The sequence below is a fragment of the Xanthomonas campestris pv. badrii genome (assembly GCF_012848175.1).
Lineage (GTDB): Bacteria > Pseudomonadota > Gammaproteobacteria > Xanthomonadales > Xanthomonadaceae > Xanthomonas > Xanthomonas campestris_C.
On sequence record NZ_CP051651.1, the window covers coordinates 3,421,371 to 3,435,099 of the forward strand.

Genomic DNA, 13,729 nt, shown 5'->3' on the forward strand with positions numbered 1-13,729 from the left:
TGGCCCTTGCGGCCGTCGAGTTCGTCTTCGCCGTCTACTCGTCGTGCATCGCCCCCCTGGTTCATCCCGACCGGATGACATCCATTCTCTGGGAGGGGTCATGCTGGAACATTACGGGTTATCGCTTGCGCTGGGATGTGCGGTCCTGGCAATCGTCTACGGAATCGTGTCGGCGCGCTGGGTGGTGGCGCAGCCCAGCGGCAATGCCCGCATGCAGGAGATCGCCGCTGCGATCCAGGAAGGCGCACGCGCCTACCTCAATCGGCAATACCTCACGATCTCGATCGCCGGCGGCGTGTTGTTCGGGCTGGTCGGGCTGTTCCTGAGCTGGTACACCGCGATCGGGTTCGCGCTGGGTGCAGTGCTCTCCGGGCTGGCCGGCTATATCGGAATGAATGTCTCGGTGCGCGCCAATGTGCGCACCGCCGAGGCCGCACGCCACGGGATCGGCAAGGCGATGGATGTGGCGTTTCGCGGTGGCGCGATCACCGGCATGCTGGTGGTGGGCCTGGGCCTGCTGGGTGTGGCCGGGTATTACGCCGTGCTGCAGCGCCTGGGGCTCCCGCTGGAGCAAAACCTGCATGCCCTAGTCGGGCTGGCGTTCGGGTCATCGCTGATTTCGATCTTCGCGCGCCTGGGCGGCGGCATTTTCACCAAGGGCGCGGACGTGGGCGCAGACCTGGTGGGCAAGGTGGAAGCCGGCATCCCCGAAGACGACCCGCGCAACCCGGCGGTGATTGCCGACAACGTGGGCGACAACGTGGGCGACTGCGCCGGCATGGCGGCGGACCTCTTCGAGACCTATGCGGTCACCGTGATCGCCACGATGCTGCTCGGCAGCCTGACCCTGGCGGAGACCGGGCCGCATGCGGTGCTGTATCCACTGGTGCTTGGCGGGGTGTCGATCATCGCGTCGATCGTCGGTGCGGCCTTCGTCAAGGTGAAGGCAGGCGGCTCGATCATGGGAGCGCTCTACAAGGGCGTGATCGTCTCCGGCGTCCTGGCCGCACTGGCCTACTGGCCGATCACCCAGGCGCTGATGCGCCAGAACAGCCATGGCGCCACGTCCGTGTACGTGTGCGCCTTGATCGGGCTGGTCCTGACCGGCCTGATCGTCTGGATCACCGAATACTACACCGGCACCCAATACACACCCGTACAACACGTGGCATCGGCCAGCACCACCGGGCACGGCACCAACATCATTGCCGGCCTCGGCATTTCGATGAAGTCCACCGCACTGCCGGTGGTCGCGGTGTGCGCCGCGATCTGGGGCGCGTTCCATTTCGGCGGCTTGTACGGGATCGCCATCGCGACCACCGCCATGCTGTCGATGGCCGGCATGATCGTGGCGCTGGACGCCTATGGCCCCATCACCGACAACGCTGGCGGCATTGCCGAAATGGCCGAGCTACCGCCGGACGTGCGCAACATCACCGACCCGCTGGATGCGGTCGGCAACACAACCAAGGCGGTGACCAAGGGCTATGCGATCGGATCGGCGGCGCTGGCTGCGCTGGTGCTGTTTGCCGACTACACCCACAACCTGCAGGCCGCCAATCCGAACGAGCTGTTTGCCTTCGACCTGTCCGACCACACGGTGATCATCGGCCTGCTGATCGGCGGCCTGATTCCGTATCTGTTCGGCGCCATGGCAATGGAAGCCGTGGGCCGCGCGGCAGGCGCAGTGGTGGAGGAAGTCCGCCGCCAGTTCCGCGAGATTCCCGGCATCATGGCCGGCACCGCCAAGCCGCAATACGACCGTGCGGTCGACATGCTGACCCGCTCGGCGATCCGCGAAATGATCGTGCCCTCGCTATTGCCGGTGGTGGTGCCGATCGTGGTGGGGCTGTTGCTGGGGCCGCGCGCACTGGGCGGCCTGTTGATCGGCACGATCGTCACCGGCCTGTTCCTGGCCATTTCCATGACCACCGGCGGCGGCGCCTGGGACAACGCCAAGAAATACATCGAGGATGGTCACTTCGGAGGCAAGGGCAGCGAAGCGCACAAGGCGGCGATCACCGGCGACACCGTGGGCGACCCGTACAAGGACACTGCAGGGCCGGCCATCAACCCGTTGATCAAGATCATCAACATCGTGGCATTGCTGCTGGTGCCATTGCTGTGAGCGGCGCACGCCACGCCGCCGGGATCCTCCGGCGGCTCGCGATACGGACCACACGACCGGCAACGGTACCCAGGTCGACACCCTGATCCAGTGCGGGGCAGCGAATCACCTGGCTCTCCTCGAACCAGGTGATTCGTCCCGGCGCTGATCACAGACAGCCGATCAAGCCATCGTAGATCGGCGGCGCACCGCCCGGCAGCGGTTCGAACAGGGGGTTGGTCACGGCAAGCACACGATACATCTCGTCCAGGCGGGTCCCGGCTTTCAGTGGCGCAGTGCAACGCCAGACCCGGCTGTCCGAGCGCAGGTAGCCGCTGCGTGGATCGACGCTGACCTCGCTGGCGCCGAAGGTCCAGATGCAGCTACGCACCACGCCGGTGACACGATGGACCGAACAGCGAAAGCGCAGCGGCTGGTAGTCGCTGAATTCGCCACCGCAGAAGGTGTCGCCGCAGATATTGTCGAAGTCACGGTCCAGCCGTTGCTCCAGATCGATGAAGGCCTCCCAGCCCTCTCCATTGGCCGGCCAGTCCACGGCGTCCACATAGGTCGGTGGCGGCGTTGCCGCGGCGGCGGCATGTGCGGTGAGCGAAAGCAGCAAGACGAGGAGCAAGCGCGTGAGCCTGGGCATGGCGGTTCCCAACGGTGGATGAGCCTGCAGCGTGCGCCCCGGGGCCGGCCCGCCGGGATCGGGCGCTTGCCTGTGATGAATGCAGGCTATGCCGCACCCGTCCGTCAGAACATTGCCTATTCAGCGTCGCTGCAGCGCAACAGCCGAACGCGTAGAATCGCGCTCTACACACTGCTGACGCCTCGGAGCTACGCGCATGGGTCTTGAACTGGTCACCTCTGGCAAGAATCTGCCGGAAGAAATCAACGTCGTCATCGAAATCCCCAAGGATTCGGAGCCGGTCAAGTACGAAGTGGACAAGGCCAGCGGGGCGATCTTCGTCGACCGCATCCTGTCGACCCCGATGCGCTACCCCTGCAATTACGGCTATGTGCCCAACACCCTGTGCGGCGATGGCGACCCGGCCGACGTACTGGTGGTGCTGCCGCTGCCGCTGGTCCCGGGCTCGGTGGTGCGCTGCCGTCCGGTCGGCGTGCTGCGCATGAGCGACGAGGCCGGCGGCGACGAAAAGATCCTGGCGGTGCCGATCGAGAAGATCTTCTCCGGCTATGCGCATATCGAAGATATCGACCAGGTGTCCAGCCACTGGCTGGAGCGCATCGGCCATTTCTTCGAGCATTACAAGGACTTGGAGAAGGGCAAGTGGGTGAAGCTGGACGGCTGGGGCGGCGCTGCCGAGGCCAAGCGCATCCTGGTCGAATCGGTGGAACGCTATAATTCCGACGCGCCCTGAGCCGTTGGCCGTCACCTTAGCTCCATCAGCATGGAGCGACCGGGATCACGCTTTTGCCGTGATCCCGGTGACCGCCGTCGGCAGATTGGGTACAGTGCCGGACTGCGTTTGGCCGGCGCCTTGCCGCCGGTGACTTCTGGGGAAGTGTCTTGCGTATTCTGTTTGTTGGGGACGAAGCCAGCCTTCCGTCCGATCTGGTCGATTACGTCTCCGATCTCGGCGACCAGTGGCAGGCGCAGCAGGTGGCCGATGGAAATTCGGCGATCGAGGCTGCCGCGCTGTCGCCGTTCGATGCGGTCATCGTTGCGCCGTTCCTGCCCGACCTGACTGCCGCCACCTTGCTGGGGCAGATCCGGACGCTGCGTCCGGACACGATCCGGATTGCCCTGATCGATGCCCAGGATGGTCAGCGCACGCCGCCGGCCCGCATCATCGGCGTGGCCCATCGCTTCCTGCCGATGCCGCTGGCGCCGGAAGTGCTGCTCGAAGCCGTCACCAGCCTGGAAGAGCTGCGCGACCTGCTCAGCAATCCGCGCCTGCGTGCGGCCATCGGCCGGATCGAAAAGCTGCCCTCGCCACCGCATCTGTATCTGAGCCTGATGCATGCGCTGGAAGAGGACGATGGCGCCGATGCGGCCGACATCGCCAAGCTCATCTCGGGCGATCCGGCAATTGCGGCCAAGGTGCTGCAGCTGTGCAATTCGGCGTTCTTTTCCGGCGGCCGCAGCATCACCGATCTGCGCACGGCCGTGACCCGCCTGGGCGTGGCGACGCTGCGCGACCTGGTACTGGCGAGCGAAGTGTTCTCGGTGCAGACCCTCACCCCGGCCGAGCGCAGCGCGATGCAACGCCGCGCCCTGCTCTCCTCGCGCTTGGCGGCCAAGGTGTTGCCACCGACCAGCGCCGAGCTGGGGTCCACCGCCGCGCTGCTGGCCGACATCGGCCTGCTCCTACCTGGCGTGCGCGATGAGCGCGAGCCGCTGCCGGAAGGCGGCGACGAGCGCCTGGGCCATACCGAAGCCGGCGCCTATCTGCTTGGCCTGTGGGGCCTGCCGATGCCGATCATCGAGGCAGTGGCCTTCCATCGCCACCCGCAGCGCTCCAGCCTGCGCAGCTTCTGGGTCACCGGTGCGGTGCACGTGGCCACGGCACTGACCAGCGGCGAAACCGTGGACGAAGAGTATTTGTCCAAGGTCGGCGTGATCTCCCGCCTGCCGGCCTGGCGCGAACAGGCCGACACCTTGCTGGGCCTCGCCGAGGCGTAAGCGGCGCCCGTCAGGGGCAGCGATTGAAGTAGCGAAAAGGCGCGATGCGATCGCGCCTTTTTCTTTGCCGCATCGCCTGCGCCAAAAAGGCCTGCAGCCTGGCTCCGGATGAAGCGCACAGAGCGTTCCGGCAGCGGGCCACACCCTGGACGCATTGCAACAACCGACGCGACTCAGACGCACGCACCATCGCTTCGATGCAGTCGACGACAGGCATAAAAAAAGCGGGCCTTTCGGCCCGCTTTCTTCTAAACACTTACACCGCTTCGATGATCAGAAGCGCTGGTTGTACTGCACGAACAGGAAGCGGTCGTAGTCGAGCATCGGGTCGATCGCAGCGGTGCTGCTGTTGGTGATCGAGTAGGTGATCGGCGGCTGCTTGTTCCAGATGTTGCGGGCGCCAACGGTCACGCTGCCATCCCACGGAGCCTGCCAGGTAACCGAGACGTCCTGGTAGGAGATGGAGCCCTTCTTGTTGGAACCGGTGCCACCGCCCCAGCCCGGGTTTGGGGTCTGGTAGTTCGGGTTGTTGCACTCGATGCCTGCCGCTGCGTCCCAGCAATAATCGCGGAAACCGCCGTAATAGCGCAGGTTCCAGTTTGCCGACAGCGAACCCAACGACCAGTCCAGACCCAGGGTGGCACGCACGCGCGGGAAGTTCCAGTAGCCGGCCGCGTTGGCCCATTCGGCACCGGACTCTGCCTGCGACTTGTAGGTCGCCAGGTAGTTGGTGTCCAGGTTGACGGCGAACTTGCCGTAGGCAGTTTCCGGCATGCGGTAACGCACGCCGAAGTTGTAGCCTTCGGTTTCCAGACGACCCAGGTTGACGTTGCCGCGGCTCAGCGTGGTGACCTGACCGCTGATCGGGTCGCGACCGTAGTCGGCACAATAGCTGGCCAGGTTGTTGAGGTAGCAGTTGTTCAACACATCATTGGCCGACAGCGAAGTGATGATGTTGGAGATCGAAATGCGATACCAGTCCAGCGAGAAATCCAGACCCTGCACCCAATGCGGGCTGTACACCATGCCCACGGTCCGGGTGATGCTGTATTCCGGCTCCAGCTCGGCATTGCCCACGCCCGAATTGAACGGCGCGTTGCCCTGCACGTCGCGACGCGTGACCGGATTGCCGGCGCTGTCGGTCTGACGGAAACCTGCCGGCAGGCCTTCAGCGGTGCAACGTGCGGCAACGCCTGCGGTGCCCAGCGAACCGAAGGTCGCATCGCACGGATCGGTGAAGGTATCGAACGTCTGCGAGCCGCCGCCGAAGGTGTCCGACAGCGTCGGCGCACGGAAGCCGGTGCCGTAGGTGCCACGCACCAGCAGGTCGTCGATCGGCTTCCAGGTGAAGCTGAACTTGCTGTTGGTGGTGTCGCCGAAGCGGCTGTAGTTGCTGTAACGCGCAGCCACGTCGAACGACAGTTCCTTGGCGCCCGGCAGATCCTTCAACACCGGGATCAACAGCTCCAGGTAGGCTTCGTTGGTCTGGTAGCGACCTTCGGTGGCCTGTGCCGCCAGGTCGGTGGTGTAACCGGCGCTGGACAGCTGGTCCGGATAGTCGTAGCCGCTGATTTCGCGGTGTTCGACGCCTGCGGCGAAGCCCAGCTCACCGGCCGGCAGGTCGAACAGGCCGCCGGTGACGTTGGCGGTCCACTGCTTGCTCAGGCTCTGCTGCGTGGACTGACCCAGCGCATTGATGTACTGCAGCGCGTTCGGCGTGGAGGCCGACGGGCCGCCCAGGATGTTGAACGGGGTGCACTGGCCCAGCGCATTGCTGGTACCCAGCGCGATCGGAGCCGCTGCGGTACCGCACTGCACCTGACCCTGTGCATTGAGGAACGAAGGACCCAATGCCTTCTGCAGCGCCAGCAGGTTGATGTTGCCGCGCGACACCTGCGTCACATCGTACTTGTTGTAGTTGAAGCCCACGTCCCAGTTCCAGCCGTGGCTTCCAACGTCGAACACGCCTTCCAGCGCTGCATCGAAATGCAGGGTCTTGACGTTGCTTTCGGTGGTGCGCGGCAACTCGATGGTGCGGCGGAACCAGCTGGTGATGTCCTGGCCCATCGGGTTGTAGTAGCTGCTGCCACTGATGGCCACCGGAAACTGCGGCTGCGACGTTGCCTGCAGCGGGTAGCCCGCAATCTGACGGTTGGACGTACGTTCCGAATACATCGCCGTCGACTTGAAGGTGATGTTGTCGGTGAGGTTGTAGCTGCCGGTGGTGAAAACCGACTTGTTCTTGCTGGACTGCTGCAACATCATCTGGTCGACGGAGTTGTAGTAGTCGTCCACGCCCGCGCCAATGTGATAGTTCGACAGGCTGCGCGAATCAGCGCCGACGCCCTTGCCGTCAAACGAACCGGTGTGGTTGAGCACCCACTGGTTGGGCGACCATGCACCCTCGCCTGCACCGACCACATTGCCGTCGGTGTCGAGATAGTTGCCCGCGCCCGGCGTACCCACCGCGCGTGGATCGTTGAAACGGCCCCAAGGGCCAGTCGCGCTCAGGCTGTCTTCGATGTGGTTCGGGCCGGCCGAGTAACGGGTCAGCGCGCGATCCTTGGCCCACACCGGATCTTCATTGGTGTAGTTGGCACCGAACACCAGCGAGGCACGGTCGGTGGTGGTGCCGGCGGTGAAGGAATACTGCTCCTTGGAACCGTCGCCACGGCCGTTCTGGCCGAAATACGCCGAGGCTTCCGCGCCGTCGTAGTTCTGACGCAGGATGATGTTGACCACGCCGGCCACGGCATCGGAGCCGTAGATCGCCGAGGCGCCGTCCTTGAGGACTTCGATGCGCTCGATCAGCGAGCTGGGAATGGTCGACATGTCGGTCAGGCCGTTCAGGCTGCTGGTCCAACGCTTGCCGTTCACCAACACCAGGGTGCGGTTTTCATTCAGATTGTAGAGATTGACGTACTGGCCGCCCTGTTCCGGATCGGAGGTCAGCACGGCAGCCTTGCTGTAAGTCTGCGTACCGGCGATCGACAGGTTCTGGAGGATGTCGCCGACGCTGACCAGGCCGGACTTCTGGATGTCTTGCTGGGTGACGGTGAAGACCGGCTGTGCGGTTTCGACGTCGACCGAGCGGATGCGCGAGCCGGTGATTTCGATGCGGTCCAGGGTCGTGGTCGACGGGGCGGACTGCTCTTGTGCATTGGCGGCAAAAGCCGGCGTCAACGCGATCGCAATACCGGCGGGCAACAGGCCCAGCCGCACTGCGGAGGTGCGAAGGTTCATCAATCTCTCCAGGGTTCGTTAGTGGCGCGTTAAGCGCCCCTGTGCAAATTACGATTGCGTGAACGCCGTCGCTTTGCGCGTCACGTTCCGTGGCTTTGCCGAATCTGGCGAATTGGTCGCCTGGTCCCGGTAATGCGATGCGGAGACCCCGAAGCGCGCGCGAAACGCACGCGCAAAACTGCAGCAATTATCGAAGCCGCTGGCGGCCGCAACCTCGCCGATCATCATCGATGTGTCGCGCAACAGATCGGAGGCGCGCTCCAGGCGCAGGCGCGCCGACAAGGCCTGTGGGCTCTCCTCGTACAGGCTCTGAAACGTCTTGGAGACATACCAGCTGGAGAAGTTGGTCAGCTGCGCCAGTTCGCTGATGCGCACGACGCGGTCGCTGTTGCCTTCCAGGTACAGCCGCGCACGCTGCATGCGGCCGAAGACCTGGCGGCGACGGCTGCGTGAGCGACCCGGGCAACGCTGTTCCTGCTCGGTGAAGTCGCGCTGCATCGCGGCCAGGTGCAGCAACAGCGGGCGTGCCGAGGCACTGCCGCTCTGCTCTGCCGCGTTGCGCCACAGCCGCAATGCGATGCGCAGATCGTTGCGCGACAGCTGGCTGCGCCCCGGATACAGCGTGGCGTCGGTCAGCTCGGCCAGGGACTGCAGGCTGTCGCCATCGAGGCTGACGCCGACGCACAGCGCGCTGCGGTCGGCCTGCACGGTGGGATGGGAGTCCTTGTCGAAGGCAATCCAGTCGCCGGCACGCAGGCGAAAACGCCCTTCCTTGGATTCCACCCATGCGCGTCCGCGCAACTGCACCCACAGCGTGAACGTTGCAGACGTGGTGCGGATGCTGCCCAGCCGCGAGACTGCCAGACAGGTGGTCGAGGTCGATTCGCTGGCACCGTCCAGTGACAGTGCGAGGCCGCGATCGGCAGTGATGACCTGTTGCATGTTGGCAGCCCCGTGTACGAAAGAGGGCGTAGTGTTTTGCCGACTCTGGCGCGAATCAGGAAGTTCTGACGAAACTGTGCCGAAATCGCTACGAAACCTTTCCGAAAAATTTACGAGGTCATTTTTCTCAGCATTATCAACATGCTGGAGATGAAGCCGGAGGCAACCGAAGACCGCTCCGGCAGCGCCATGTAGGCGATGGAGCTGCCGTCTTCCTCAGCCAGTGCTACATACATCGCGTCGCTGCGCTGGTCCACGCTGAAGCCATTGATGGTGGTGTATTTATCCGCATCCAGGCACTGCGTCCGCCCGCCGCGCAGCTCGCTGTCGTAGGCCGCACAGCTGTCGGTGGACGACAGGTAATGCACCCGGCCATCCGCACCCGGTGCCCAACTGCGATACCGCCAACGCGATGGCTGCTGCGGATCCACCGGTCGCACGCTGTCGGCGGCCAAGGTCGGTGCGATCTGCCACAAGCCTGCGCCACTCAGATGCGTGAACAACACGTGTCCGCTGCCGCGATCCAGGCGTAGCTGCGAGACATCCTGCACGCTGGCCAGCGCGCGCCAGGGCCGGCGTCGCCGGTCGTAGAGCGTGGCGAAGGTGTGCCCCTCATCGTCGGCGGCAACAACCAGCACCTGGCCAGGATCAGGCACATAGATGGCTTGCAGTGGCCGCGTCTGCGGCACCGGCAGCCGGATCGCCTTGCCAGTGGCTGGCGTCACTTCGAACAGCGCTGCGTGCCCCTCTGCGTCGCTCCCGTTGACCAGTACCTGCCGCGAGTCGGCCGACCAATCTGCGGCCTGCCGCGCGTCCGGCCGCACCCCTTCGATCAAGCGCACCGAGCCAGGCTTGGTGACATCGCCCCACCACAGGCCGTAAGCGCCGGAGCGATTGGAGGCGAAGACGAGCTGACGTCCATCCGGGGCGATCATCGGGTGGTCGTCGCGTCCATTGGATGCGAATAACCGGCGTCGGATGTAACCACCATTCATCGGGTCATGGATGACTTGATGCACACCGAATTGCGGCCTGCGCTGGACGAACACCAGGTGCCCATTCGCCACGTCCGGCGCCTGCGCGTCGTCCACGCCCAGATCGTGCAGGCTGCGGTCGACCAGATCGAGCCGATACAGCCGCGCCTCGCTATCGACACGGCGCGCGAAGATCAGGCCGCTGCCGTCGGGCAGCCAGCTCCAGCCCCGGATATCGGCATTATCGTGGGTCAGGCGCTCGGCAGTGCCACCGTGTGCGGGAATCCGCCAGAGATCGCCGAGCTGTGGGTTGCGCAGGAACACGATCCAGCGCCCATCCGGGGAATAGCGCGGCGCGTAGTCGAAATCGGGCGGCTGCGCGTCGTAGGCCAGCGCCTGCCATTGATCGGTTTCAAGGTCCAGGCGCCGGATCCGCGGCGCGCCCTGCGCGCCGGTCATGCTGCCGAACAGTAATGCGCGTCCGTCGGGCGACCAGCTGAAGCTGAGCATGTCGGCGCCATCGCACCGCGTCACTTCGCGTGAGGCGGCTGTGCCGGCCGCCGCCGCAATCATGATCCTGCAGCTGCCATCCGGTGCCTGGCGCGCGAAGGCGATTTCGCGCCCATCCGGCGACCAGGCCGGCAATCGATCCGAGACGCCGGGTGCAGGCGTTTCCAGCACCCGTGGATAGGCGTTGTCGGTGGTCTTGACCAGGATCGAGGTGCCCACGCGATCATTGGTCAGCGAGGCATAGGCAACCATGGCGCCATCGGGCGACAGACTGGGGGTGAGATCGAATCCACCGCCTGCAGTGATCACCTGGTACGGCCGCTTGGGGCTACCCGGCACCTCTGGTGCCGACGCAGCGCTGTTGGCGGCGTGCGGTCGTAGCCACAGCGTACGCACCGCAAGCCCCAACACCAGCAGCAATGCCACACTGGCAATGGCCAAGGCCATCCAGCGGCGCCGATGCTGCGTCGTTGGTGTCGCTGGCAAGTGCTGGGCGTGCGCATGTTGGCCCGCGTCCGACCCGGCATGCATCGGCCGGGGTGCCGCTGGCGCGGCGTGCTCGGACAGCGGCTCGCCGGAAGTCACGCCTGTGTCTGGCACCTGCACCATGGGTGGCTCGGCATGCAGATCCCACGCCACTGGCGCCAACAGGCGGTAGCCGGTCTTGGCAATCGTCTCGATATGCTCCGAACGCTGGCTGCCATGGCTGCCCAGCGCCTTGCGCAACTGCGTGACGGCCTGGGTGACGACATCGTTGGTGGGCAAGGTATCGGGCCAGACCTCGGCCAACAGTTGTTCGCGCGTGACCACCTGCCCCGGCTGCCTGGCCAGGGTCAGCAGCACTGCCAGGGATTTCGGCGCCAGCCGCAGCACGCGCCTGGCGCCTGGTGCATGCACTTCGCGCGAGGCAACGTCGACCACACACTGCCCGACACGCAGCCGGCCAGAGGACATCGCAGTAGCGGAAGAAACACTCATCGGCAAAGAACAGGCATCGGCATGCAAGAACCACACAAAGACGCAACACACCAAAGATGCGAAACGCCAAATTCAGCAAAGGACGACGACCGACTGTGTCATGCATCCATTTGGTGCAAATTTTACTCTATGGCCCGTTGCTTCCCATGACAGGCAGTGACGTCAGGCTCTCTCTCTCTCGCCGACGAATTCAAATAATGACGATGTTCCCTTCGCGCCTTCTGGCGCGATTTTTTTATCTGCGATTCAGTTAGACGGTCCGCAAGCCTTGAAATATGTAACCGCTTGCAAAGCGGCTGCAGCGCGGCACTTGCGGGAGCCGCTGCAATCTGCACAAAAATTTGCTGAACTGTTCCTAAGCGGCCCGCGTGTCGCGCAGGCCGCCGTGCAACCAAATGGTTCGGCTACGACGCGCGATAAACCTGCGCGCCCTGCTCCCGAAACTCCGCCGCCTTTTCTTCCATGCCTGCCGCCAGCGCGCGTTCTTCGCCCATGCCGTGCTCGGCGGCATAATCGCGCACGTCCTGGGTGATCTTCATCGAGCAGAAGTGCGGCCCGCACATCGAGCAAAAGTGCGCCAGCTTGTGCGCGTCCTTGGGCAGGGTTTCATCGTGATACTCCCTGGCCTTCTCCGGATCCAGACCCAGGTGGAACTGGTCGTCCCAGCGGAATTCGAAACGCGCCTTGCTCAGGGCGTTGTCGCGCACCTGCGCGCCGGGATGGCCCTTGGCCAGGTCGGCCGCATGCGCGGCGATCTTGTAGGCCATGATGCCGTCGCGCACGTCCTGGCGGTTTGGCAGCCCCAGGTGCTCCTTGGGCGTGACGTAGCACAGCATCGCCGTGCCATACCAGGCGATCATCGCCGCACCGATCGCGCTGGTGATGTGGTCGTAGCCAGGCGCGATATCGGTGGTCAGCGGCCCCAGGGTGTAGAACGGGGCTTGCCCGCATTCGCGCAGCTGCTTGTCCATGTTTTCCTTGATCAACTGCATCGGCACATGTCCCGGTCCTTCGATCATGGTCTGCACGTCGTGCTTCCACGCGAGTTTGGTCAACTCGCCCAAGGTTTCCAGTTCACCGAACTGCGCGGCGTCGTTGGCATCGGCGATGCAGCCAGGGCGTAAGCCATCGCCCAGTGAAAACGCCACGTCGTACGCCTTCATGATCTGGCAGATGTCTTCGAAGTGGGTATAGAGGAAGTTTTCCTTGTGGTGGGCCAGGCACCACTTGGCCATGATCGATCCGCCGCGCGACACGATGCCGGTGACGCGCCGGGCGGTCAGCGGCACATAGCGCAGCAGCACGCCGGCATGGATGGTGAAGTAATCCACGCCCTGCTCGGCCTGCTCGATCAAGGTGTCGCGAAAAATGTCCCAGGTCAGCGCCTCGGCGCGTCCATCGACCTTCTCCAGCGCCTGGTAGATCGGCACCGTGCCGATCGGCACCGGCGAATTGCGGATGATCCACTCGCGCGTTTCATGGATGTGCTTGCCGGTGGACAGATCCATCACCGTGTCGCCGCCCCAGCGGATCGACCACACCAGCTTTTCGACTTCTTCGGCGATGCCCGAGGACACCGCGCTGTTGCCGATGTTGGCGTTGATCTTGGTCAGGAAATTGCGGCCGATGATCATCGGCTCGCTTTCCGGATGGTTGATGTTGTTGGGCAGGATCGCGCGGCCGCGTGCGATCTCCTCACGCACGAACTCCGGCGTGATGCGCTGCTGGATCGCGGCGCCGAACGGCTCGCCGGGATGCTGCTTGCGCAGCGCCGCATCTGCAACCGCCTCCAGACGCTGGTTCTCGCGGATGGCCACGAACTCCATCTCCGGGGTGATGATGCCGCGGCGCGCGTAATGCATCTGCGTGACATTGGCGCCTGCGCGTGCAACCCGAGGAACACGCCGCGCTGAAAAGCGCACCGCATCCAGACGTGCATCGTGTTCGCGGCCACGCCCGAAGCTGGAGCTGAGTTGGTCGAGCACCACGGTGTCCTCGCGTTCGGCGATCCAGTTCGCACGCAATGGTGCAAGCCCGGCCGCAAGATCGATCGCCGCCTGCGGATCGGTGTACGGCCCGGAGGTGTCGTAGACGCTGAGCGGCGGATTGTCTTCGCCACCGAACAAGGTTGGCGTGCGGGTCAGCACGATCTCGCGCATCGGCACCTGCAGATCCGCGCGCGAGCCTTGCACGAAGATCTTGCGTGAGCCGGGAATCGGCTGGGTCACAGCCTGGGACAGCGACTGGGCTTGTTGCTGCAAAACGGTGGGCGCGGCATTCATGGCGTTCGTCCTGTGTGCTGGCCCTGCGAAGGAGTCGCAGTGC

The 13,729-nt window shown here is 64.4% G+C and carries 8 protein-coding genes; 3 read left to right on the forward strand and 5 right to left on the reverse strand.

Features of this window, described 5'->3' with window-relative positions; genetic code table 11:
- The first annotated feature begins 100 nt into the window (after positions 1–100).
- Positions 101–2,128 carry a sodium-translocating pyrophosphatase gene (locus tag HG421_RS14430; protein ID WP_169706959.1) on the forward strand — a complete coding sequence of 676 codons (2,028 nt, stop codon included), beginning with the start codon at positions 101–103 and terminating at the stop codon, positions 2,126–2,128.
- A gap of 148 nt (positions 2,129–2,276) precedes the next feature.
- On the opposite strand, the gene HG421_RS14435 is transcribed toward HG421_RS14430, so the two are convergent.
- Positions 2,277–2,759: a hypothetical protein gene (locus HG421_RS14435; RefSeq protein ID WP_169706960.1), complete on the reverse strand. Its 483-nt coding sequence runs from the start codon at positions 2,757–2,759 to the stop codon at positions 2,277–2,279.
- A gap of 196 nt (positions 2,760–2,955) precedes the next feature.
- Here HG421_RS14435 and ppa point away from each other — a divergent pair, with 196 nt between their 5' ends.
- Both ppa and HG421_RS14445 read left to right on the forward strand, forming a co-directional pair.
- A complete protein-coding gene (gene ppa / locus HG421_RS14440) occupies positions 2,956–3,492 on the forward strand; it encodes an inorganic diphosphatase (protein WP_169706961.1) in 537 nt (178 codons plus the stop codon).
- 149 nt (positions 3,493–3,641) lie between these two features.
- Positions 3,642–4,757 carry an HDOD domain-containing protein gene (locus HG421_RS14445; protein ID WP_169706962.1) on the forward strand — a complete coding sequence of 372 codons (1,116 nt, stop codon included), beginning with the start codon at positions 3,642–3,644 and terminating at the stop codon, positions 4,755–4,757.
- Between the two features lie 273 nt (positions 4,758–5,030).
- Here the strand turns inward: HG421_RS14445 and HG421_RS14450 are convergent, their stop codons facing one another.
- The 4 genes from HG421_RS14450 to thiC all read right to left on the reverse strand — a co-directional run bounded on the left by HG421_RS14450 (position 5,031) and on the right by thiC (position 13,686).
- Positions 5,031–8,000: a TonB-dependent receptor plug domain-containing protein gene (locus tag HG421_RS14450; protein WP_169706963.1), complete on the reverse strand. Its 2,970-nt coding sequence runs from the start codon at positions 7,998–8,000 to the stop codon at positions 5,031–5,033.
- A gap of 48 nt (positions 8,001–8,048) precedes the next feature.
- The gene (locus tag HG421_RS14455; protein WP_169706964.1) at positions 8,049–8,942 is read right to left on the reverse strand and encodes a helix-turn-helix domain-containing protein; all 894 of its coding nucleotides are present in this window, start codon (positions 8,940–8,942) and stop codon (positions 8,049–8,051) included.
- A 110-nt stretch (positions 8,943–9,052) separates the two neighbouring features.
- A complete protein-coding gene (locus tag HG421_RS14460; RefSeq protein ID WP_169708211.1) occupies positions 9,053–11,380 on the reverse strand; it encodes a winged helix-turn-helix domain-containing protein in 2,328 nt (775 codons plus the stop codon).
- A 428-nt stretch (positions 11,381–11,808) separates the two neighbouring features.
- Positions 11,809–13,686, reverse strand: coding sequence for a phosphomethylpyrimidine synthase ThiC (gene thiC / locus HG421_RS14465; RefSeq protein ID WP_169706965.1), 1,878 nt, complete (start codon positions 13,684–13,686; stop codon positions 11,809–11,811).
- Between the last annotated feature and the right edge of the window lie 43 nt (positions 13,687–13,729).